Here is a 21,306-nt window from a genome sequence, read left to right as displayed (position 1 = left end):
TCGTGCTTTCGGATACGAGAAGGAGGCGGGATGGACGACGAAGATCATGAACGGGATGCCGCGGCCGAAGCGTTCGAGGGCGTGCGCGGCGAGCTGGCGTTGCTCAGGCGCGCGATCGAGGGGATCGCGGCGCGCGACGATCGACCCGAACCGCCCGATTATGGCGAGACGCTGGGTCAGATCACAAAGCTGGCGAACGCCACCCTCCAGCGCGCCGAGTTCATGCGGAAGGCGATCGAGGAGGAAGCGGTCGCCCGCCAAGTCGCCAACCGCATCACGGGTGCCGTCGCCGAGGACCGGCAGGCGGTGAAAACTGCGGCGGGCGAGCTGCGCGACGCCACGCGTGCCCTGCATGGTGTCGCGGCATCAGCCCGGCGCGGTGACGAGCAGAACCGATGGCTGGTCCGGGCGGCGATCGGCGGGATCGTCGTCGGCATGATCGTATGGGCAGTGTTCGCCGGCGTCGTGGCACGTTCAGTGCCGACAGGTTGGCAATGGTCGGAGCGGATGGCTGCGCGCACGCTCGACATGCCGATGTGGGAAGGCGGGCAGCGCATGATGCGGACCGCAGCGCCGGATGCCTTCGCCAATATCGCCGCGGGCGACCGGATCGTCACCGCCAATCGCACAGCAGTCGAGCGGTGTCAGCGCGCGGCAACCAAAACCGGGAAGCCGGTTCAATGTACTATCAGGATCGAGAGCGCGCGCGCTCAGCGCTGACAACCGGAGGGTGTGCCACGTGGCACTGCTTACGATGCGGCGGATAAACCAAGGGCCGCCCTTTCGGACGGCCCTGGCCTGTTAGTTCCCTTACGGGAAACGGACACTTCCAAAGGAAGGCCGCGAGTATCTTCTATCTAGAAAACTACGCGACAAAGGACAACCATGATGCACATGGGTGGTCAATCGTGAGAGTTTGAACGCGAACCTGGCGAACGACCCTCCTGCCGACCCTACCTTGCCTCCGCGTTAAACGCGCCGTCGATGAAGCTCCCTCGCTCGACCTTCCCGTTTAGCTTGCGGATCATCACGTCGGGATTGTCGCTGTCGAGCGAGTAGAGAGGAACGTCTTTTTTAGCGTAAAGACGGACGCCGGCTTTAGCCAAACGTTTCGTTACCCGTTCGAGCGCTTGCGTGCTGGCCTTCACGTTGTGCTGGACCATCGCCTTAGAGGGCGGGGGAGCCGTGACTGTCACATTGCCGAACCGCGTCTTACAGGTCTTTGCCCTGTGCGCGCCGAGCTGAATGATCGTATTGATCGCCATCTCCTGTCCTCTTGCGGCTAGGTTCGATTGACCACCAAGATAACGTCTATGGCTCCGCTCGGCTATCTATCGAGTTGGCTGCTATCCTTCGCGGGCAGTCGCGATGCTTGATAGATCCGTCGCCGTATCGACCGGCACGCCCGCTTCCTTGCGTTCGGAATAGCGGTCGACGAGCTGGGCGGCGTGCGGGCGCAGCAGCACCGTAAAGCGGACCAGCTCCTCCATCACATCGACGATCCGGTCATAGTAGCTGGACGGCTTCATGCGTCCGGCGTCATCGAACTCGTTGAACGCCTTGGCGACGCTCGACTGGTTCGGGATCGTCACCATCCGCATCCAGCGACCCAGCACGCGTAGCGTGTTGACGCTGTTAAACGACTGCGATCCGGCCGATACCTGCATGACCGCGAGCGTGCGCCCCTGCGTCGGGCGCATCCCGCCCATCGACAGCGGCAGATGGTCAATCTGCAGCTTCATGATGCCAGTGATCTGCCCGTGACGTTCCGGGCTGCACCACACCTGACCCTCCGACCATAAAGACAGCTCACGCAGCTCGTGGACGGCTGGATGATCGTCGCCGGCATGTTGGTCGGGCAACGGCAGGGTCGATGGATCGAAGATGCGCGTCTCGCACCCGAAGAAGCGGAGCAGGCGCGCCGCTTCCTTGACACACAGCCGGGAGAAGGACCGTTCGCGCAGCGAACCGTAGAGCAGAAGGATACGCGGTGCGGGATCAAGCGGGCCAAGCCCCAGCGCCGGCCGCTGAATGGCATAGGCGGGATCGAGTGCCGGCAGGGTATCGGGATCGGGAAGCGTGCGGAGCGGCATCAGAGAGCTTTCACGAGATAGACGGCCGACGCTGGGCATAGCGCGGTAAACTCGCGCGATGCGGCCACGGCCGCGGGGGCCGCGCCGCGATCGGCGTCGGCATAGCCGAGCGCCCGGAAGAATGGCACGGCCGTGGTTGTGAGCAGATGAAGGCGCCGCACCCCGAGGGTGCGCGCCTGTTGTTCGAGGGTGGCGACCAGCGCCCGGCCCAGGCCATGCCCGCGACGATCGGCGAGGATGACGATCGAGCGGAGCAGGCGGTCGGCCCCCTCCCCCTCCAGGCCGCCATATCCGACGAGGCTATCAGCCTCGAACCGGAAGAACAGGCGGCCGGGATCGGCGAGATCAGCGCTCGGCAGGCTGGCGGCATCGAGAAACCATGCCAGCCCGGCCAGCTCGGCGGGTTCAAGCGCCGTGATGGTCAGTCCCGTCACCCGAGGCTGATCCGGATCGCGAGCGCCGCGAGCGTGACGAGCAGCACCGGCACGGTAAGCGTGACGCCGACCCGAAAGTAATAGCCCCATCCGATCCGAACGCCCTTCTGCCCGAGGACGTGGAGCCAGAGCAGCGTCGCGAGCGACCCGATCGGCGTCAGCTTGGGGCCGAGATCGCAGCCGATCACGTTGGCGTAGATCATTGCTTCCTTGATCGCGCCCGTGGCGTGGGTGGCGTCGATCGAGAGCGCGCCCACCAGCACGGTCGGCATGTTGTTCATCACCGACGACAGGACCGCCGCGATGACGCCCGTACCCAGCGCCGCACCCCATACGCCGCCTTGCGCGGTACGATCGAGCAGCGCCGCCAGATGGTCGGTCAGGCCGGCGTTCCGCAGGCCATAGACGACGAGATACATGCCGAGCGAGAAGATCACGACCTGCCACGGTGCGCCGCGCAGCACCTTGCCGGTCTGAATCACATGGCCCCGCCCCGCGATCACCAACAGCAGGATCGCGCCGGCTGCGGCCACGGCGCTGACCGGCACGCCGAGCGGTTCGAGCAGGAAGAAGCCGGCGAGCAGCAGCGCGAGAACGATCCATCCGGCGCGGAACGTCGCGGCATCGCGGATCGCGTCGCGCGGCGCGCGCAGAGCGCTCACGTCATAGTCTGCCTGTATGTCGCGCCGGAAGAACAGCAGCAGCGCACCCAGCGTGGCGGCGATCGACACCAGGTCGACCGGCACCATCACGGCCGCATAGTCGCCGAAGCCGACGTGGAAGAAGTCGGCCGACACGATGTTGACGAGGTTCGAGACGACCAGCGGCAGGCTGGCGGTGTCGGCGATGAATCCCGCCGCCATGACGAACGCCAGCGTCGCCTTGTCCTTGAACCCCAGCGCCCGCAGCATGGCGATGACGATCGGCGTCAGGATCAGCGCCGCGCCATCGTTTGCGAACAGCGCGGACACCGCCGCGCCGAGCAGCACGATCAGGACGAACAGCCGGCGACCATGCCCCCTGCCCCAGCGGGCGACGTGGAGCGCCGCCCATTCGAAGAATCCGGCCTCATCGAGCAGCAGGCTGATGACGATGATCGCGACGAACGCGGCCGTCGCGTTCCAGACGATACCCCACACCACCGGCACGTCGGACAGCGTGACGACGCCCGCGAGCAGCGCGACGACGGCCCCGCCCATCGCGCTCCACCCGATGCCGAGTCCCTTGGGTTGCCAGATGACGAGCGCGATCGTGGCGACGAAAATCAGGACGGCAAGGAGCATCAGGCGACGCGCTGGCCCGAAGCATCGACCACTTGCTCGCCGTCTTCCTTGGCGAACGCGCCGAGCTGGTCGCTCGGCAGCAGGTCGAGGACGGCTTCGGACGGCCGGCACAGCTTCACGCCGAGCGGCGAGACGACCAGGGGCCGGTTGATGAGGATCGGATGCGCCATCATCGCGTCCACCAGCGCGTCGTCGGACAGCGACGTGTCGCCAAGGCCCAGCTCCGCATAGGGCGTCCCCTTCTCGCGCAGCAGTTCGCGGGGTGTCATGCCGGCGCGGTCGATCAACTCGACGAGCAGCGCGCGTGCGGGCGGGGTTTTCAGATACTCGACCACATGCGGCTCGATGCCGGCATTGCGGATCATCGCCAGCGTGTTGCGCGACGTGCCGCACTCCGGGTTGTGATAGATGACGATATCGACGGCCATGGGACGTCCTTTCAGCAGCAGGGGGTGAGTTCGGCGACAAGGGGCGCGCACAGCGCCGCATTGCCGGCGCAGCAATCCTTGACGAGGAACAGCGTCAATGTGCGCAGGCCGTCCAGATCGGCACGGTAGATGATCGAGCGGCTATGCCGTTCGGAGCGGACCAAGCCGGCGCGCGCGAGGATGCCAAGATGCGCCGACATGGTGTTCTGCGGCACGTCGAGCTGGCGGGCGATATCGCCTGCGGCCATGCCGTCCGGCTCGTGACGCACCAGCAACCGGAACACGTCGAGGCGCGTGCTCTGCGCAAGTGCGCCTAGCGCAACGATAGCTGAGTCGTTTTCCATGTATCCAGCATAGTGGATATACGGAGCTTGTCTAATGCTGTCTCCGCGCCGGCTTCACTAAACGCTTGGAGCCAGGGCTTCGATGATCCGGCAGTCGGCGACGGTGTTGCGGCTACAGGAATCGATCAGCGCATCCAGCTCGCTGGCCAACGCCGTCAGGTCGGCAATCTTGCGGGTGATCGCATCGCGGTGCTGGTTGGCGATGACGTCGACAGCCATGCAGGATTGGTCGCGCCGGTCGGCAAGCCCCATCAATTCCCGCACCTGGTCGATCGAGAAGCCGAGATCGCGCGCGCGCCGGATGAACGACAGGCGGCGAAGATGCCCGGCGTCATAGGTCCGGTAGTTCGAAGCGGATCGCGCTGGCGCCGGCAGCAAGCCGATCTGCTCGTAATAGCGGATCGTCTCGACCTTGGTGCCGGTCGCCCCGGCCAGTTTTCCGATCGTCAGTTGGCCGGACATGGCGCTTGACCCTCTAGTGACTAGAGGGTGCATATAGGCTGCCGGATCGATTCTATCGAGGTGGCGGAAACATGGCCTGCACGAGCTGCGCGTCCGACAAGGCGGGCAATTTCAACGACCCGAAATGGCGGCGCGCGCTGTGGATTGCGCTTGCGATCAACGGCGCCATGTTCGGCGTCGAGATCGTCGCCGGTATCACCGGCGGATCGAAGGCGCTCCAGGCCGACGCGCTCGACTTCTTCGGCGACACCGCAAATTATGCGATCAGCCTCGGCGTCGCGGGAATGGCGATAGCGTGGCGCGCCCGTGCGGCCATGTTGAAGGGGGCGACTCTCGCGCTGCTCGGCCTCTATGTTCTCGCCGCCGCGGGCTGGGCGGCCGTTTACGGCGCCGCGCCCCACGCCGAGGTGATGGGGATCGTCGGCATCGCCGCGCTGATCGCGAATTTCATCGTGGCGGTCATGCTCTACCGTTTCCGTGAGGGCGACGCGAACATGCGATCGGTCTGGATCTGCTCGCGCAACGACGCGATCGGCAACATCGCGGTCGTCCTGGCCGCGGGCGGCGTCTTCGGCCTGAACAGTGCCTGGCCCGATCTTGTCGTCGCGGCGCTGATGGCCGCGCTGGGATTGTCGGGCGGCATCCAGATCATGCGGCAGGCCCGTGCTGAGTTGCGGTCCTTCCCGCCTTCCGCGCCCGTCGATTTCCAGGGATCGTTACATGGCAGCCGGTAAACTGCTACGGGCAGGGTCGATGCACCGTTTGTCGGCCCTTTTCCTCTGTCTGATGCTCGTGCTGTCGCTCGGGTTCGGATCGGTCGCGCACGCGGCCGAGGGGCCGGGCGTCGAGGTGTCCACGGTGACGTCGATCGGCCATGCCGATGGCGATGGCGATCAGGTGCCGGCCGATAGCCAGAAGGGCTATCCGCATCATCATGGTGGATGCCACGGCCACGATATCGGCGTTCCGATGGCGCCCGATCCCGTGGCGTCCGTCACCGGACTGCGCGTAGCCCTGTCGGCATGGGACAAGGGTCCGATGCCGCGCGCACCTTCGGACCCGGCGCTTCGACCACCCCAAGCCTGAGCGACGTCTAAGCTCCGCCGGGCACGCCCGCGCGGAATCCAGCGTTCGTCAGGAGTCCGTTACCCATGCAGCGTTTTATCGCGGCCCTTTTGGCCGTGGCGTCGTGCGCGTCGATCGCGCACGCGCAATCATCCGAGCCGGCATCGACCAGTCCCCCGCTCACGCTCGAACGCGCGCTGGCGCTTGCCGGCGCAGCCGCGCCGACGCTCGAAGCAGCGACAGCGGGGGTGCGCGCGGCCGAGGCCGGTCGCACCGTTGCCGGCTATCGTCCCAACCCGTCGATCGTCGCCGAAACCGAGAATATCGCCGGCAGCGGCCAGTACCGCGGCGTGCGCAGCGCCGAGACGACGGCAGGGCTGGCGTTTCCGATCGAGCTGGGGGGCAAGCGCTCGGCGCGGATCGCCGTCGCCGACGCGATCGGCAATCGCGCCCGGATCGGCTCGGCCCTTGCCGAGGCCGATCTACGTCTCGCCGTCACCCAACTCTATATCGAGGCCACTGCGGCGGAACGGCGTCTCGTCACCGCGCGCGAACAGGCGGGCATCGCTCGCGAGGCATTGCGTGCGGCCGGGGTTCGCGTGCAGGCCGGGCGTGCCTCGCCGCTCGAACAGCAGCGAGCCGACGTGCTGCGCATCAACGCCGAGACCGCCGTGGAGCGCGCGCAGCGCCTTGCCGACGTCGCCCGCGACAATCTGGCGCGCCGGATCGGGCAGCCCGTCACCGGCGTCCTCGACATGGCATGGTACGATCGCGTCGAGGGCTATGGGCCGGCGCAGCCGATCGCACCGGCCGGCACGCTCGCGCTCGCCGCAGCGCGCGCCGATGCAACCAGCGCCGAGGCCCAGGTCAGGCTTGCCCGATCGCAGCGCATTCCCGACGTGACGCTCAGCGCCAGCGCGCGGCGTCTCGAAGCGACGAACGACGTCGCCGCGGTGTTCGGCGTGTCGATCCCGATTCCCCTCTTCAACAACGGTCGCGCGGGCGTGACGCAGGCGCGCGCGCAGAGCGATCAGGCACAGGCGCTCCGGCGTGCGGCCGAGCTGGACACGGCGCAGGACATCGCCCGCGCCCAGGTCGAGGTGGCGAATGCGGCCACGTCCGCCCGCAACGCCAGCGGACCGGCACTCGCATCCGCGACCGAGGCCGCGCGGATCGCGCGGATCGGCTACCGCGAAGGCAAGTTCGGGCAGCTCGACCTTCTCGATGCCGAACGCACCCTGTCCGAGACGCGCACTGCCGCGATCGACGCGCTCGCCACCTATCATGACGCCAAGGCACGCCTGGAACGGCTCGTTGCCGCGGCGCCCTCGCGCGAGGAAAACGACCGATGAAGAAGAACATCGTGCGGGCGCTCGCGCCCGTGACACTGGCGATCCTCCTGGCCGGGTGCGGCAAGGGCGGGAGCGAGGCAGGCGGCAATGCCGGCGCCGAAAAGACGGAGGCGGCCGAAGGTGCCGAGGGCAAGGAGGCCCCTAAGGATATCGTCACGCTGTCCGCCCAGCAGGTCGCGGACGCCGGTATCGAGGTCACGCGGCCGACCGTAGGCGGCGAAGCCGGCGCGATCGAGCTGTCGGCGACGATCGAGGGCGACCCGCAGGGCGTCCAGGTGGTGTCGGCAGCGGTCGGAGGACGGCTCGTCTCGCTGACCCGCAATCTCGGCCAGTCGGTCGGGCGCGGCGATCCGCTCGCGATCATCGAGAGCCGGGAGGCGGCCTCGCTCAAGGCCGAGGTGGAAGCGGCGCGCGCGCGCGCCGCCCTCGCTCAATCGAACCTGCGCCGCGAGCAACGCCTGTTCGCCGAGCGCGTATCGCCCGAACAGGATCTCGTCGCCGCGCGCACGGCCGCCACGGAAGCCGGCATCGCACTGCGCCTAGCCCAGCAGCAATTGTCGGCGACCGGTAGCGGGGGTGGTGCGCTCAACCGCATCGCCGTGCGCTCGCCGATCGGCGGTCAGGTCATCGCGCGGTCCGCCACGCTCGGCCAGACGGTCGCGGCCGACGCCGAACTGTTCCGCGTCGCCAACCTCTCCAAAGTCACCGTCACGACGTCGCTGGTGCCGAACGATGCGGGTCGGGTGAAGCCGGGTGCGCGCGTCGAGGTGACGGCTCCCGGCCGTCGCCAAGAGGGACGCGTGACGTTCGTCTCGCCCGTGCTGGACGAGACCACCCGACTGGTGCCGGTGATCGCGACGCTCGACAATGCCGGCAGCACGTGGCGGGTCGGCGAGACGGTCAACGTGTCGATCCTCGTGCCCGCCAGCGGGGACCGCACCGTCGCCGTGCCATCGGCCGCGGTGCAGATGATCGAGGACAAGCCGTTCGTCTTCGTCCGCACCCCGACCGGCTTCCGCGCGACCCCGGTGACACTCGGCCGGACCAACGGCGGTCAGGTCGTCGTGACGTCGGGCCTCACCGGCTCGGAGCGGATCGCATCCACCAACAGCTTCACGCTCAAGGCCGAACTCGGCAAAGGCACGGCCGAGGACGAGGACTGAGCCATGATCGGTCGCATCGTCACCCTCTCCGTCGAGAAGCGCTGGCTGGTCCTGCTCCTCACGATCGCCGCGGCGTTGCTCGGGATCGGCGCGCTGCGCCAGCTCCCGATCGACGCCGTTCCCGACATCACCAACAACCAGGTGCAGATCAACGTCGTCGCTCCTGCCCTATCGCCCGACCAGATCGAGAAGCAGGTCGCCTTCACCGTCGAGACGGCGCTCGCCGGCATCCCGGGCCTAGAATATACCCGTTCGCTCAGTCGGAACGGCTTCGCGCAGATCACCGCCGTCTTCACCGAAAAGACCGACATCTACTTTGCGCGGGCGCAGGTCGCGGAGCGACTGCGCACCGCTGAGGAAGATCTGCCGCAAGGCGTGAACCCGGAAATGGGGCCGATCGCGACCGGGCTCGGCGACATCTTCATGTGGACGGTCGAATATCGTGAACTCGATCAGGTCCACCATCGCAACGGCGAACCCGGGCTGCAACGCGACGGCAGTTACATCACGCCCGAAGGCGATCACCTCGTCAGCGATGCCGACAAGGCGACCTATCTGCGCACGGTGCAGGACTGGATCGTCACGCCACAGCTCAAGAGTGCGGCGGGGCTCGCCGGCGTCGACTCACTCGGCGGCTACACCAAGGAATATCTCGTCGTCCCCGATGTGCAGCGGATGGCCGCGATGCGCCTCACGCTGCAGGATCTCTCGACCGCGCTCGACCGCAACAATACCAGCGCCGGCGCGGGCGTCGTCGACCGCAACGGCGAAGGACTTGCCGTCCGCTCGGACGGCCGCGTGCGCAATGCCGACGAGCTTGCCCGAACCGTCGTTGCCACGCGCGAGGGCGTGCCGATCCTGCTCAACCAGATCGCGACCGTCCGCACCGGCCAGGCACTGCGCATGGGTTCGGCATCCGAGAACGGCCATGAGGTCGTGGTCGGGACCGCGGTCATGCGGATCGGCGAGAACAGCCGGACCGTATCGACGGGCGTCGCGGAGCGGCTGACGCAGATCGGCCGATCGCTGCCCGTCGACGTGGTGGTGAAGCCGGTCATGAACCGAACCGAGCTGGTGAACTCCACCATCGCCACGGTCGCCCGCAATCTTGCCGAAGGCGCGGTGCTGGTCATCGTCGTCCTGTTCGCGCTGCTCGGCAATTTCCGGGCGGCGCTGATCGCCGCGTTCGTCATCCCCATCACGATGCTGCTCACCAGCATCGGCATGTTGGAAGCCGGCGTGTCGGCGAACCTGATGAGTCTCGGCGCGCTCGATTTCGGCCTGATCGTCGACGGTGCCGTCATCATCGTCGAGAATGCGCTACGCCGCCTTGCCGAGGCCCAACACGGTCGCGAGGGCGAGCTGACGATGCAACAGCGGCTCGGCCTAGTCGCTGCGTCCGCCCGCGAGATGATCCGCCCGTCGGTCTACGGGCAGGCGATCATCATCCTCGTCTATGCGCCGCTCCTCACCTTCACCGGCGTCGAGGGCAAGATGTTCGAGCCGATGGCGCTGACCGTCATCATCGCGCTCGTCTTCGCCTTCATCCTGTCGCTGACCTTCGTGCCCGCGGCCATCGCCATCTGGCTCAGCGAGCGGGTGGAAGAGAAGGAAAGCCGCGTCGTGGCGTTCCTGCGGCAACGCTACGAACCGGGCCTCGACGCGGCCATGCGCCGGCCGAGCCTGACGATCGGCGTCGCGATCGGCGCGCTGGCGCTCGCCGGCGTCGCCTTCACCACCCTGGGCCAAGAGTTCCTGCCCCAGCTCGATGAAGGCAACGTCCTCGTGCAGGCCGTCCGCATCCCCGGCACGTCGGTCGACCAAAGCCAGGCGATGCAGTTCCAGGTCGAAAAGGCGCTCGCCAAGGCGCCGGAGGTTCGGTTCGCTTTCTCGCGCACCGGCACGTCGGAGATCGCCTCCGATCCAATGCCGGCGAACGCGACCGACACCTTCGTCATCCTGAAACCCAAGAAGGAATGGCCCGACCCCGGCCTGTCCAAGGAGGCGCTGGTCGAGCGGTTGGAAAAGCGTCTCTCTACTCTGCCGGGCAACGCTTACGAGATCACCCAGCCGATCCAGATGCGCTTCAACGAGCTGATCGCGGGCGTGCGCGGCGACATCGCGATCAAGGTTTTCGGCGACGACTTCGGCGAGATGAACGCGACCGCCAATCGCATCGCCGGCATCCTGCGCCGGACACAAGGCGCAGCAGACGTGCGGGTCGAGCAGACCGAGGGGCTCCCGATGCTCGATATCCGCCCCAACCGCACCGCCATGTCGCGGGTCGGGGTGACGGCCGGCGACGTGCAGGACACGGTCGCCGCGGCGATCGGAGGACGACAGGCGGGCGTCATCTTCGAGGGGGATCGACGCTTCCCCGTCGTGATCCGGATGGCGGAAAGCTCACGCTCCGACCTGACTGCGGTCGCGCAGGTGCCCGTGCCGACAGCCAGCGGCGGCTTCGTGCCGCTGTCGACTGTTGCGGATATCGCCGTGGTCGACGGCCCCAACCAGATCAGCCGCGAGAACGGCAAGCGGCGTGTCGTGGTGCAGGCGAACGTCCGCGACCGCGACGTGGCGGGCGTCGTCGCCGACGCGCGCGCTGCGATCGACGCCCAGGTGAAACTGCCTGCCGGCACCTATCTCGAATGGGGCGGACAGTTCGAGAACCTGGCGTCGGCGCGGGACCGGCTCGCCATCGTCGTGCCGATCTGCTTCGCCGTCATCATGCTGTTGCTCTACGGAGCGCTCGGTTCGGTGCGGGACGCGCTGATCGTGTTCACCGGCGTGCCGCTGGCGTTGGTGGGCGGCGTGCTGGCGCTGGTGCTGCGTGGGATGCCGTTCTCGATTTCCGCAGCTGTAGGCTTCATCGCGCTGTCGGGTATCGCCGTCCTCAACGGGCTGGTCATGGTGTCTTCCATCCACGACCTGATGCGTACCGGCGTGAATCGGGCCGTGGCGGCGCACCAAGGGGCACTCGCCAGGCTCAGGCCGGTGGCGATGACCGCGCTCGTCGCTTCGCTCGGCTTCGTGCCGATGGCGCTGGGACATGGTGCCGGTGCCGAGGTGCAAAAGCCCCTCGCCACCGTCGTCATCGGTGGCCTGATCTCGGCGACGCTGCTGACCTTGTTCGTGCTGCCGACGCTCTACGCGCGCTTCGGCGCGCGCACGCTGCCGGCACCGTCGAGCGACCATCTCGAACTGCCCCCCCTCCCCGCTCCGGCCCATTGAAAGACCAGACGATGCACGACCATGCAGCGGGCGGACACGCCCACGATCATACCGCCGGGGCCAACGCCAGGATGCTGGGGTGGGCGCTGGCGCTGACCACCGCCTATCTCGTCGCCGAAGTCGTCGGCGCGTTCGTCTTCAACAGCCTCGCCCTGCTGTCCGACGCGGCGCACATGCTGACCGATGTCGCCGCGCTGGTGATCGCGCTGATGGCGATCCGGTTCGGCCAGAAGCCGGCCGACGACAAGCGGACGTTCGGTTACAAGAGGTTCGAGATCCTCGCCGCGGCCTTCAACGCGCTGCTGCTGTTCGCGGTAGCGATCTACGTGCTGGTGGAGGCCATCCAGCGCTTCCGTCAACCCGAAGCCGTCCAGTCGACCGGCATGATGATCGTCGCCGCGATCGGGCTCGTGGTGAACCTCGTATCCATGAAGCTGCTGACGTCGGGCAAGGACGCGAGCATGAACGTCAAGGGCGCCTACCTCGAGGTATGGGCGGACATGATCGGCTCGATCGGCGTGATCGCGGGCGCGGTTGCGATCCGCTTCACGGGGTGGACGTGGGTTGATCCGATCGTCGCAGTGGGCATCGGGCTATGGGTACTGCCACGAACCTGGGTGCTGCTCCGCGATACCACCAACGTCCTGCTGGAAGGCGTCCCCGGAGGGATCAAGCTACCCGAGCTGCGCGCGGGAATCGCCGGGCTTCCCGGCGTCTCCGGGGTTCACGACCTTCACGTCTGGTCGATGTCGTCGGACGACATCACCTGCACCGCGCACGTCACCCTCGCCGAAGGCGCCGATGCCGATGCGGTCAGGAAGGCGGTCGCAGATACGCTCGATCGCCAGTTCGGCATCGAGCATTGCACGATCCAGACCGAGGCGCTGGCCGAAGCGTGCGAGGATAATCACCACCTGCACCCTTGAGGGCGATATGACCGGGCGAAAGGGCGCGCGCTGGACGCAGGAGGCGGACGCTGAGCTGCGCCGGCGCGTCGTCTCTCGCGAACCCGTGACGGTTATCGCGAGAGAGATGGGCCGGACCCAGGATGCTATCCGCGGCCGGGCGGCGATGCTGCGTATCGCCCTGCCGTCCACGATGCGCCCGTGGCGCGAGACCGTGAAGCGGGGACCGCGGATGCCGCGATCGATCCCTCAGCCGACCGGGAAGGAATGAAGACGGGGGCGGTCGCCCGCCCCCGTCCCGTCGTCTTACTTCATGTTCGGCATGGCGTGGCCGGCATGATCGCCGCCCTTCGCCTTGTCGCCATGATCGCAGCAGTCAGCACCGTCCTTGCAGCACGCCATGTCGGCGCAGCAGTTCGCGACCGCGGCGAACGCGCCGGTCGAGAGCGTGAGGGCGAAAGCGGCGCTGATGAGCTTGATCTTGGTCATGATATTCTCCGTTTGAATAGATTCGTGTGGGGTCGGTTCGACGTCACACGATCTGCGGAGGGGGTGTAGCCGGCGCGCTGGTCAGCCCAAGCAGGCCCGAATGGGCGACCGCCCAGGGCGAGAGCGGCGCGAACGGTATCGGTTCGATCTGCGCGATCGTTTCGCCAGGCATCGCCGCGCACGGCATGGCACACGCCGAGGGTGGGATCTTCTTGGTTGGCGTATGGCCCGGCGTGTCCGCACAATCCATCGTCGCGGACGCGATCGGTGTCGCGGCCATCGCTACCGTCTCGCAGAGCGGGCCGAGCCTCACCAGCATCATCACCGCCAGGACGACGATCGCCGCGGTGCGCGCGAATTGGAAAAACGGGACGACCCGGAGCGACATGCCAGCCTCGTAGATCGACCGTCGATCGCGCACAACCATCGGCGATCAGCGGACCTGCCGAGTGCGGGGCTTCGCCCCGACAGCTTTCATCGTTTCGGTCGCTTCCCGCTCGGTCGGATAGACGAGATCCAGCCAACGGTTACGGGCGTCCGAGTAGAAGCCCCACGAGCCGGCATGATCGCCGTCGTTCCGTCTTGCGACCCGATATCCCTCCAAGCTCATTGGTCTTTATACCGCAAAGCGTACGCGCCTCTCGCCTCGCTACACGACACGGCTTGGGCTGAAAGCGCAGACGTGACTGCTTACTGAAACGAACCTCACGTCGGTAGTTCCGCCTTAGGCCCCAGACTGACATGATGGAGCATGACGATTGGAATCGACGGCTCAATTTTGAGCGCTAACGCTGACTATCCGCTGCATCGGCTTGGCTGGAAGTCGTTTCAGGACCTATGCGTCAGTGTGGCGGAGGAGTGCCTTCGCCGACCCGTGCAAAACTTTCTGCCATCGGCAGATGCAGGGCGTGACGGTGCTTTCGTGGGCAAGTGGGACGGCGACGATCCAGCTTCCGGCGAGTCGACCATCCAATGTAAATTCACGTCCAAGGAAGGTTTGAACCTTACCCTTTCAATGTTGTCCGACGAACTACCGAAGGCAGCCAAACTTGCGGCAAAAGGCCTAGCGCATGATTATATAATACTGACCAACCACCCGGTCACCGGTGCAAGCGATCTTGTTATCCGGGAAGCTTTTCAGAAAGAAGGTGTAGGGCGGTGCCGCATTTTCGGTAGCGACTGGATCAGCCGACAAATCAAGACGTCACCGCGACTCCGGATGATGGCTCCGCGCTTATACGGAATGGGCGATCTCACTGAACTGATAGACGCCCGGGCCTACGAGCAGGCGCAGTTGATCCTGAGCGCCATGGGGAACGACCTGGAGCGATTGGTTGTGACCGACGCTCATCGGCGTAGTGTCAGGGCGATAAGCGAACATAACCTTGTGCTGCTCTTGGGAGCACCAGCGGCCGGGAAGTCGACCATCGGGGCTAGCATTGCGATCGGCGCGGCCGACATTTGGCAGAGCAATACCATACGTGCGACCTCACCCGAGGACGTGCAGCGGCATCTCGACCCCAAGGGCTCCCAGTTTTTTTGGATCGACGACGCTTGGGGCAATACCCAATACCAACAGCAAACGGCAGAGCGCTGGAACCAGGTCTTTCCCCTTATGCAGGGTGCTATGCGCCGGGACACGCGGTTTCTGATAACCTCTCGCGACTACATTTGGCACGCAGCGCAACGCGACCTAAAGCTCAGCGCCATACCAACGTTGCGCCAAAGCCAAGTTGTCATCAATGTCCAAAAGCTTTCTACCGCCGAGAAGGCGCAGATGCTTTACAATCATCTAAAAATGGGTGATCAGCCTGCCACATTTCGAGCAGCAGTAAAGGACTTGTTGCCGACCTTGGCTGAGCGTAAGGACTTTTTGCCCGAAACGGCCCGGCGCTTTGGGTCACGCTTCTTCGCTAACGGCTTAAAGCCAGATGCAGCGAACGTCGAGAAGTTCTTTGCAAAGCCACAGGACTTTCTTTTTGACACGGTGGTATCGCTCTCGATCGACTGCCGGGCAGCGATCGCGACCGTTTTCCTGAATGGCGGGATCGCCCGGTCGCCCGTCAGTTCAGAGAATATCGCTGCTGGCGCGACGGCCTTCGGCGCAGAGCCTGGTGGTGTGCGTGCACAGCTGGAAGCCTTGGACGGAAGCCTACTGCTGTTAGCGCAAGACAAGGCAGGCGGTTTTTGGACGTATAAGCACCCAACCGTCAGCGACGCTTTTGCTAAGTACCTCGCTAGCAAGCCCGAACTAGTGGAAGTTTACCTGCGTGGAGCTAAGCCCTACTCGGTCATCTACGAAGTCGTTTGCGCGGGTATATCAATTCAAGGGGCCCCGCTCATAATTCCCGATACCTTGGTCAACGTGCTCGTTGACAAACTCGCTGGGATAGACAAGAGCTTTCTCAGAACCTTTGTAACATACCGTGCAAATCGGACATTTACCGAGGCGGTTATCAAGCGACGGCCCGACCTGATAAGTGGGTTAAGTAGCTTTGTCACTCCGATCAAGGACGATCCAGACTCACAGTTGTTGGCGCGATTGCATGCTCTCGGTTTGTTGGATGAGGAAACTCGCGCTAATTTCGCTACGGCCGTAATCGAAGCTATTGCTGACAGTGCAGACAGCAGCATCTTCGAGGAGACTAGTCTAAAAAACGTCTTGGACGCCGACGAGTTAAACATCGCTCGGCAGACGGCAAAAAACGAAGTGCTCAATAAGGTTGGCAACCACGTTGCCCGTCTGAAAGCGGAATGGGATAAAGAATATCCGCCTGAAGACTACTTTTACGACTTGGAACAAGCCGTAAAGAGAATTTTAGAGGATGTGGCAACAGACGATACCGCTGCGCTAGCGGACCTCAGAAAAGCAGTGCAGACTGCCGTCGCCTCCATGGAAGAAGACTATGAGCCTGCGTCTTCCACATCAGCGCCTGTAAGCAGTTCGACACCACGGTCATCGGGCCTTGCTGCACTCTTTCGTGACGTGGACGAGTGAAACGGCACGCTAGCACGGGCTTACGGTAAATCGGTCGAGCAGAGAATTTTCAACCAGTGATACCTTATCAGGTTTTGCCGCCGATCTATGCCCTTATGCTCTCGCAAAAGCCATAACCTGAGCAGCTAGTTTTTCAAGGCAGGCGGGCCGGGCACCGTCGTTCCAGAGGTCTTCCAGGCGTGCTGCTATGTGCAAAACGTTCTTCTTCAAGTCACCGGCATGTTCAAATTGCTTATCTGCTGAAGCTTGGCTTTTCGTCCATGCCAAATCACCAACATCAGCGCGAATACGTTCACCAAAGCAATCCGGCCAAATGACATGGTTGTCGTTCCAGACGATTGAGTCTGGAAAAGGATTATCACACTTGCCGGTTAAAGCCCTCATAAGCGAGGTATTGTCCTGACGATGCATCGCGCGCCGAGCGTCTTTTTGCTCGTGTCCATCCGCATCAAAGATGACAAATGCCGGAATGTTCGTGTGCTTCGCAACGATCAGAGGGCGTAGCATTTCGCTCTTTTTGTCCGCTGGTACGATGTGGCATCCATGCTTACGAAAATCATCCCATAGACCCGATAGTTGTAAATAGGTCTGCAAATAAGCGACATCCTCTCGGCCTTCGACAAGAACGACCCTAGAAGCAAAGAAAATCTCTGTCAGGTTAGGTTGGAGTGTCTGCTGAAGCTTAGCGATCACTCCCGAAGGCTTTCCGAACGGCTTGCCTGTTGCGCTCTCCATATCTGCCGAGATCGCCGAGAGCTGTGACCAGGTAACTGTTGCGCTGCCCTCGTTACTAGGGCGTCTTACCATTCTAACGTCCTGGAAAACCTCCCCAGAGACGAAATAGGGAGAATGGGTGGAAACCATGACCTGAGCGTTTTCCATGGAAAGCTTTGCAAGCACTCCAGAGAGGTGCCTTGCCTGAGGCGGGTGTTGATAGAGCTCCGGCTCTTCGATTGCGAGTAGTAGGCGCGGTCCATCATCCCCGTCGATTGCCGCCAACTCCTGCAAAAGAGCGATGACATAAGATCGTTGAAGCCCATGCCCCAAGCGCGCCAACTTGCCTGCGAATTGCCCTTCGCCGACTTTTACGTGCGCCCACGGCTCGTCAATCCGCACCGACTTATCGCGCTCTTGTTGCCATTGAAGTCGTAGAGACGTGTCAGGGTGCGCCCACTCGGCAAGTCGTACGGTCAATGATTGCGATATTTCGTCTAGCGCAGCTTGGTTGGCGTCTAGAAGCTCCTGATACCGGTTGCTGGTTTCGATCCGCAATGCGTCGAGCACATCCGAGAAATTGGTTTTAGCCCGAACCGTGCGAGCGAGCAATTTACCTAACGCGCTATCTTTAGCCTCAACCTGCTCACTAACCGCGTCCTTTATAGCAGGTACGTAAACCCATTGTACGAACTCGGCGAGCCGGTTGGCGCCTTTCGACACGCCGTAAAACTGATCTTCGCTGGGTATGAGTTCACACTCACCCGGGCGACTTGCCTCATATTCGAGGAGTTGACTCTTATTCGCTTCCTTGGTGCCCGCCTTCGGAAGTTCAGAAAATGCCTCGCGCAGTCCCTCATACAAAACCTTCAAATCCGCTGCAGATGCACCGTCACCGAATGCCGCAAAGAATGGTTTGAAGGCAGCCATTCCTAAGCGCTGCCCGAAGTGCTTTACATCAGCCCGGCCGGTGTCCTCACTAAAGGTCGCCTGTGCCGTGATAACTAGCGATCCGCCGCGAGCGTAATCCTTAAATACCTCTAATGCACGATCGGAAAGCCCACCGAAGGTGACGGTTATTCTAATTGGCTCTTCCGTCGATCCCCTATAAAAATCCTCTTTGTCAAGCTTGAGGAGATCGGTTCCGGTATTTTCCGTCTGACGAAAGAAGATGTTTAGCGCGCATAGAACCGTCGATTTGCCTGCGCCGTTTGCTCCGACAAAGCAGGTGTATTCGTTAAAATCTATCGAAACGTCGTCGTATCCACGAAGCCGCTGAATACGGACGTTCTCGATTTTCATATGAGCCCCTCACTTTGGTACAGGGTGTCATTTGTGAGAAGACAACGCAAGCTACTGTGTCGAGTGTAAGCGGCAGGCGTGGCAGCCGGATGAATGGAGAATCGTCGTTAGACTCGAACGACGCTGAGACCAGCCTTGTAAACGCGTTTGGCGTAGATTGAACGGCGGCCTCTAGAGAGAGGGTAGGGCGGTGCAAATTTCTTGAATTTCGTCCTGGTGTCACAACCGTTCGGTTGTGACACCAAGGGCGGCACAGCGGTTTGCAATTTCTACCCGGCCGTGATCGGCCGCCCCATTCTTCACATCGCCGACATGAGTGGTTCGAGCGTTCCGAGCCATGCGACGAGCGCGAGGATCGTAATGGCACAGAGCGCCTCGATGCCGAGGCTGCGACGTAAGGTGCTGAGTGCGCCGCGTTGATCGCCACGCGGCATCGCGTGCTCCAATGCGGGCGTCAGACGGTAGCGATTGAGCGATGCCAGCACCAGCATCGCGCCGAACAGGACGAGCTTGGCAAGCAGGAGCTGACCGTAAAGGGACGCGGCGAGCTTCGGAAGGTTGCCTAAGCCAACTAGCAGCCATGTATTGACGAGGCCGGTAACGATAAGGGTGCCGACCACGATCGTACCGATCAGGCCGAACCCGTGCAGTGCGCGATGCGTAAGAATCAGATGAGCCGTATCGGCCCGGCGGGCAGGACGAGCCACAAGCAGGATAAGGCCAAGCAGCGCCCCGACCCATGCGCCGGCTGCGAGCAGGTGAAGGATGTCGGCAAGGAGGTGCGTCCAGCCTTTTGCGCCCTCGTCCATTGCACCATGCCCGGTCCAGGCGAGCGTTGCGACCGCGATAGCGCTGGCGATCACCACGACGCCAAGGAGGGGCGTACGTCCGGCCGCCATCAATGCGGCGCCCGACGCCACGACCAGCGCGATCACGCGTGCTTTCCATGCCGTGCCTATGGTCGACCCTGACAGCAGCATCCCGATCGCCTCGCGATCGATCGGCCAGAGCGGCGTGCCTGCCATCGCCGCGGCGAGTAGCGCTAGCGCGATGGCGGAGAGCAGAAGACCCAGCAGCCCGAGCCCGACGAGCCAGGGGCGCAACGCGAACGCACTGGCGCGCTCGCCTGCCTTGAGGCCGTAGAGGCCGAATGCCGACAGGCCGAACAGCCCGCCCAGCGCCAGATAGAGTGCGAAGCGGGCAGCGATCAGCGGCCAGTCGGTTTCCACTTCACTTTACCGCAAAGGCGTAGTTGCCTGCGACGCGGTGCGTGTCGCTCGACACGACATGCCAGGCGACCGTGTAGCGGCCCGGGGCGAGCGGCGCCTTGGGTGTCAGGACAAGCGTGCTGCCGTCACCGGCGACGGCAGCCGTCGCCGTGACCTTCATCGGCGCGTGCGTCGCCCCGCCATGTCCGGTCATCATGAGATCGGCGCCGGAGAACTTCGGCATCAGCTTTTCGCTGAAACGCAGCTCGACACGGGCCGGCTTGGCGACAGTCGCGTTTGCGGCCGGCGAGGCTGTCACCAGCTTTGGATGAGCCTGCGCTGCGCTGGCTACGCCGAGAATGGCAATGGCAGTAGGGAGGAAGATGCGACGCATGGGGTTACTCCGTGGGTTCGTGCCCTATCTACGCGCCGCGGTCGCGCACCCCTCACCCGCCCGATGAGGGATGTCGGGCAATCCTGCGTATGAAATGCTAGTGGGGCGGAGTGGAAAGCATGGACGAACTGGACAGGGCATTGGCGAGGCTGGCAGGCGCACCCGCCCCGGCTGAGCTGGATGGCATCGAGACGCAGGTACTTGCACGGATCGGCTCGCGGCCCGTCGTGCGGCAGGCCGGCATCGGCCTTGGCGTTGTGACGGCAGCGGCGCTCGCGATCGGCATCGTGGGAGCCGAACTGCCCGCCGCTGCCCGCCCGACCGTTTCCTTGGCCCCGCTTGGCGGAGCGTCGCCGCTTGCGCCTTCCTCCTTGCTCCTGGGCGAGCAATGACCTCGACGACGCGCATCGTTCTCGGTGTCGTGCTCGCCTTTCTGGCCGCGATCGGAGGCGTGTTCGTCGGGCGGGCGCTGTTGCCGCAACCCCAGCAGCCAGGCGCCGCGCTGCATGACGTGTTGCACCATAAGCTGACGCTTGATGACGGTCAGCAGGCACGGTTGAAGGTGCTGGAAGATCGCTTCGCGATGCAGCGGCGTGCGCTTGAGCTTGAAATGCGCGCTGCCAACACCCGGCTCGCCGAAGCGATCGAAACCGAACACGGCAACGGCCCCAAGGTCGCAGCCGCGGTGGACCAGAGCCATGCGGCGATGGGCGAGCTGCAAAAGGCGACGCTCGCGCATATCTTCGCCATGCGACAGTTGCTGCGAACCGATCAGACCTCCCAATTCGATGCCGCGGTGGTGAAGGCGCTCACCGACGGTCAGGGGTGAGCCTCGACTGGACCGCGTTGTCTGACGGCGAACTGGCGACGCTCAGCATCGCCGGCCGTCAGGCGGCCTTCGCGGAAATCATGCGCCGTTACCGTCAGCCGGTTTTCCGGCTCGCGCGCGCCTGTGTCGGTGAGCCCGACGAGGCACTCGATCTGGTGCAGGAAACCTTCGTCGCCGCGCATCAGGCGTTGCCGCGCTACGACGCGCAGCGGGCGATGAAGGCATGGTTGTCGACGATCGCGATCAACAAATGCCGGGATTGGGCGAGGAAGCGCGCCGTCCGCCGCTTTCTGTCCTTCGGCTTCGCGGCCGAGGATCAGGCCGACACCCTCCCCGACAACGCCGTGGCGATCGATGACAGCGCAGCCGATCGCCAGGAGCTTGATCGGGTGACGCGCGCTATCTCGACCTTGCCGGCCAATCTGAAGGAGCCGCTAGTGCTTCGAACGATCGAAGGGTTGAGCCAGGCCGAGACGGCCGAGGTGCTGGGCATCAGCCAGAAGGCGGTGGAAACCCGCCTCTACCGCGCGCGTGCGCGGCTCATGGAAAAGTTGAACGCCGGCCAAGGGATGGACGGGCGAGACGCGTAGAAGGGGTGAGGGCCGATCGCGG

Annotated in this window: 23 protein-coding genes; 11 read left to right on the top strand and 12 right to left on the bottom strand. The window is 64.1% G+C overall.

The window, feature by feature from the left end:
- Window positions 1–30 precede the first annotated feature (30 nt).
- Window positions 31–720 carry a DUF6118 family protein gene (locus FHS97_RS16595; RefSeq protein WP_184040688.1) on the top strand — a complete coding sequence of 230 codons (690 nt, stop codon included), beginning with the start codon at window positions 31–33 and terminating at the stop codon, window positions 718–720.
- A gap of 233 nt (window positions 721–953) precedes the next feature.
- Here the strand turns inward: FHS97_RS16595 and FHS97_RS16590 are convergent, their stop codons facing one another.
- The 7 genes from FHS97_RS16590 to FHS97_RS16560 form a co-directional block, all read right to left on the bottom strand.
- The gene (locus FHS97_RS16590) at window positions 954–1,265 is read right to left on the bottom strand and encodes a hypothetical protein (protein WP_184040685.1); all 312 of its coding nucleotides are present in this window, start codon (window positions 1,263–1,265) and stop codon (window positions 954–956) included.
- An 81-nt stretch (window positions 1,266–1,346) separates the two neighbouring features.
- Window positions 1,347–2,093 carry an arsenical resistance protein ArsH gene (gene arsH / locus FHS97_RS16585; protein ID WP_184040730.1) on the bottom strand — a complete coding sequence of 249 codons (747 nt, stop codon included), beginning with the start codon at window positions 2,091–2,093 and terminating at the stop codon, window positions 1,347–1,349.
- Complete coding sequence (arsN2, locus tag FHS97_RS16580; RefSeq protein ID WP_343053481.1) at window positions 2,093–2,527, bottom strand: arsenic resistance N-acetyltransferase ArsN2; 435 nt, start codon at window positions 2,525–2,527, stop codon at window positions 2,093–2,095. The genes arsH and arsN2 overlap by 1 nt, the downstream gene beginning before the upstream one ends.
- A complete protein-coding gene (locus FHS97_RS16575; RefSeq protein ID WP_184040682.1) occupies window positions 2,524–3,810 on the bottom strand; it encodes an arsenic transporter in 1,287 nt (428 codons plus the stop codon). The genes arsN2 and FHS97_RS16575 overlap by 4 nt, the downstream gene beginning before the upstream one ends.
- Complete coding sequence (gene arsC, locus FHS97_RS16570; RefSeq protein ID WP_184040679.1) at window positions 3,810–4,238, bottom strand: arsenate reductase (glutaredoxin); 429 nt, start codon at window positions 4,236–4,238, stop codon at window positions 3,810–3,812. The genes FHS97_RS16575 and arsC overlap by 1 nt, the downstream gene beginning before the upstream one ends.
- Before the next feature lie 11 nt (window positions 4,239–4,249).
- Window positions 4,250–4,582 (bottom strand): ArsR/SmtB family transcription factor, encoded by a 333-nt coding sequence (locus tag FHS97_RS16565; RefSeq protein WP_184040676.1) that lies wholly within the window; start codon window positions 4,580–4,582, stop codon window positions 4,250–4,252.
- 57 nt (window positions 4,583–4,639) lie between these two features.
- Window positions 4,640–5,044 (bottom strand): MerR family transcriptional regulator, encoded by a 405-nt coding sequence (locus FHS97_RS16560; RefSeq protein ID WP_184040674.1) that lies wholly within the window; start codon window positions 5,042–5,044, stop codon window positions 4,640–4,642.
- A 71-nt stretch (window positions 5,045–5,115) separates the two neighbouring features.
- Here FHS97_RS16560 and FHS97_RS16555 point away from each other — a divergent pair, with 71 nt between their 5' ends.
- The 6 genes from FHS97_RS16555 (at window position 5,116) to FHS97_RS16530 (ending at window position 12,781) form a co-directional block, all read left to right on the top strand.
- Window positions 5,116–5,778: a cation efflux transmembrane domain-containing protein gene (locus FHS97_RS16555; RefSeq protein ID WP_184040671.1), complete on the top strand. Its 663-nt coding sequence runs from the start codon at window positions 5,116–5,118 to the stop codon at window positions 5,776–5,778.
- Window positions 5,765–6,130 (top strand): hypothetical protein, encoded by a 366-nt coding sequence (locus FHS97_RS16550; protein WP_184040668.1) that lies wholly within the window; start codon window positions 5,765–5,767, stop codon window positions 6,128–6,130. Before FHS97_RS16555 ends, FHS97_RS16550 begins: the two co-directional genes overlap by 14 nt.
- A 65-nt stretch (window positions 6,131–6,195) precedes the next feature.
- The gene (locus tag FHS97_RS16545; protein WP_184040666.1) at window positions 6,196–7,461 is read left to right on the top strand and encodes a TolC family protein; all 1,266 of its coding nucleotides are present in this window, start codon (window positions 6,196–6,198) and stop codon (window positions 7,459–7,461) included.
- A complete protein-coding gene (locus FHS97_RS16540) occupies window positions 7,458–8,624 on the top strand; it encodes an efflux RND transporter periplasmic adaptor subunit (protein WP_184040664.1) in 1,167 nt (388 codons plus the stop codon). Before FHS97_RS16545 ends, FHS97_RS16540 begins: the two co-directional genes overlap by 4 nt.
- A 3-nt stretch (window positions 8,625–8,627) precedes the next feature.
- Window positions 8,628–11,855 carry an efflux RND transporter permease subunit gene (locus FHS97_RS16535; RefSeq protein ID WP_184040661.1) on the top strand — a complete coding sequence of 1,076 codons (3,228 nt, stop codon included), beginning with the start codon at window positions 8,628–8,630 and terminating at the stop codon, window positions 11,853–11,855.
- Between the two features lie 11 nt (window positions 11,856–11,866).
- The gene (locus FHS97_RS16530; protein WP_184040658.1) at window positions 11,867–12,781 is read left to right on the top strand and encodes a cation diffusion facilitator family transporter; all 915 of its coding nucleotides are present in this window, start codon (window positions 11,867–11,869) and stop codon (window positions 12,779–12,781) included.
- 285 nt (window positions 12,782–13,066) lie between these two features.
- Here the strand turns inward: FHS97_RS16530 and FHS97_RS16525 are convergent, their stop codons facing one another.
- A complete protein-coding gene (locus FHS97_RS16525) occupies window positions 13,067–13,249 on the bottom strand; it encodes a hypothetical protein (protein ID WP_184040654.1) in 183 nt (60 codons plus the stop codon).
- A 43-nt stretch (window positions 13,250–13,292) separates the two neighbouring features.
- Window positions 13,293–13,637, bottom strand: a complete 345-nt coding sequence (locus tag FHS97_RS16520; protein ID WP_184040651.1) for a hypothetical protein — start codon at window positions 13,635–13,637, stop codon at window positions 13,293–13,295.
- Window positions 13,638–14,000: 363 nt separating this feature from the next.
- On the opposite strand from FHS97_RS16520, the gene FHS97_RS16515 reads away from it, so the two are divergent.
- Window positions 14,001–16,247 carry an nSTAND3 domain-containing NTPase gene (locus tag FHS97_RS16515; protein ID WP_184040648.1) on the top strand — a complete coding sequence of 749 codons (2,247 nt, stop codon included), beginning with the start codon at window positions 14,001–14,003 and terminating at the stop codon, window positions 16,245–16,247.
- 93 nt (window positions 16,248–16,340) lie between these two features.
- Here FHS97_RS16515 and FHS97_RS16510 read toward each other — a convergent pair whose 3' ends face one another.
- The 3 genes from FHS97_RS16510 to copC form a co-directional block, all read right to left on the bottom strand.
- Window positions 16,341–18,263, bottom strand: coding sequence for an ATP-dependent nuclease (locus FHS97_RS16510; protein ID WP_184040645.1), 1,923 nt, complete (start codon window positions 18,261–18,263; stop codon window positions 16,341–16,343).
- 299 nt (window positions 18,264–18,562) lie between these two features.
- Complete coding sequence (gene copD, locus FHS97_RS16505; RefSeq protein WP_184040642.1) at window positions 18,563–19,492, bottom strand: copper homeostasis membrane protein CopD; 930 nt, start codon at window positions 19,490–19,492, stop codon at window positions 18,563–18,565.
- Window position 19,493: 1 nt separating this feature from the next.
- Window positions 19,494–19,865 (bottom strand): copper homeostasis periplasmic binding protein CopC, encoded by a 372-nt coding sequence (gene copC / locus FHS97_RS16500; RefSeq protein WP_184040640.1) that lies wholly within the window; start codon window positions 19,863–19,865, stop codon window positions 19,494–19,496.
- Window positions 19,866–19,984: 119 nt separating this feature from the next.
- On the opposite strand from copC, the gene FHS97_RS16495 reads away from it, so the two are divergent.
- From FHS97_RS16495 to FHS97_RS16485, 3 genes are read left to right on the top strand one after another with little or no spacing between them, the layout of a single operon-like run.
- Window positions 19,985–20,257 carry a hypothetical protein gene (locus FHS97_RS16495; RefSeq protein ID WP_184040637.1) on the top strand — a complete coding sequence of 91 codons (273 nt, stop codon included), beginning with the start codon at window positions 19,985–19,987 and terminating at the stop codon, window positions 20,255–20,257.
- The gene (locus tag FHS97_RS16490) at window positions 20,254–20,694 is read left to right on the top strand and encodes a periplasmic heavy metal sensor (protein WP_184040634.1); all 441 of its coding nucleotides are present in this window, start codon (window positions 20,254–20,256) and stop codon (window positions 20,692–20,694) included. The genes FHS97_RS16495 and FHS97_RS16490 overlap by 4 nt, the downstream gene beginning before the upstream one ends.
- Complete coding sequence (locus FHS97_RS16485; protein ID WP_184040630.1) at window positions 20,691–21,284, top strand: sigma-70 family RNA polymerase sigma factor; 594 nt, start codon at window positions 20,691–20,693, stop codon at window positions 21,282–21,284. The genes FHS97_RS16490 and FHS97_RS16485 overlap by 4 nt, the downstream gene beginning before the upstream one ends.
- Window positions 21,285–21,306: the final 22 nt, after the last annotated feature.

The sequence above is a fragment of the Sphingomonas endophytica genome (assembly GCF_014199415.1).
Lineage (GTDB): Bacteria > Pseudomonadota > Alphaproteobacteria > Sphingomonadales > Sphingomonadaceae > Sphingomonas > Sphingomonas endophytica.
The sequence above is the reverse complement of the archived record's forward strand: the minus strand, read 5'-3'. Positions and strand labels throughout refer to the sequence as shown.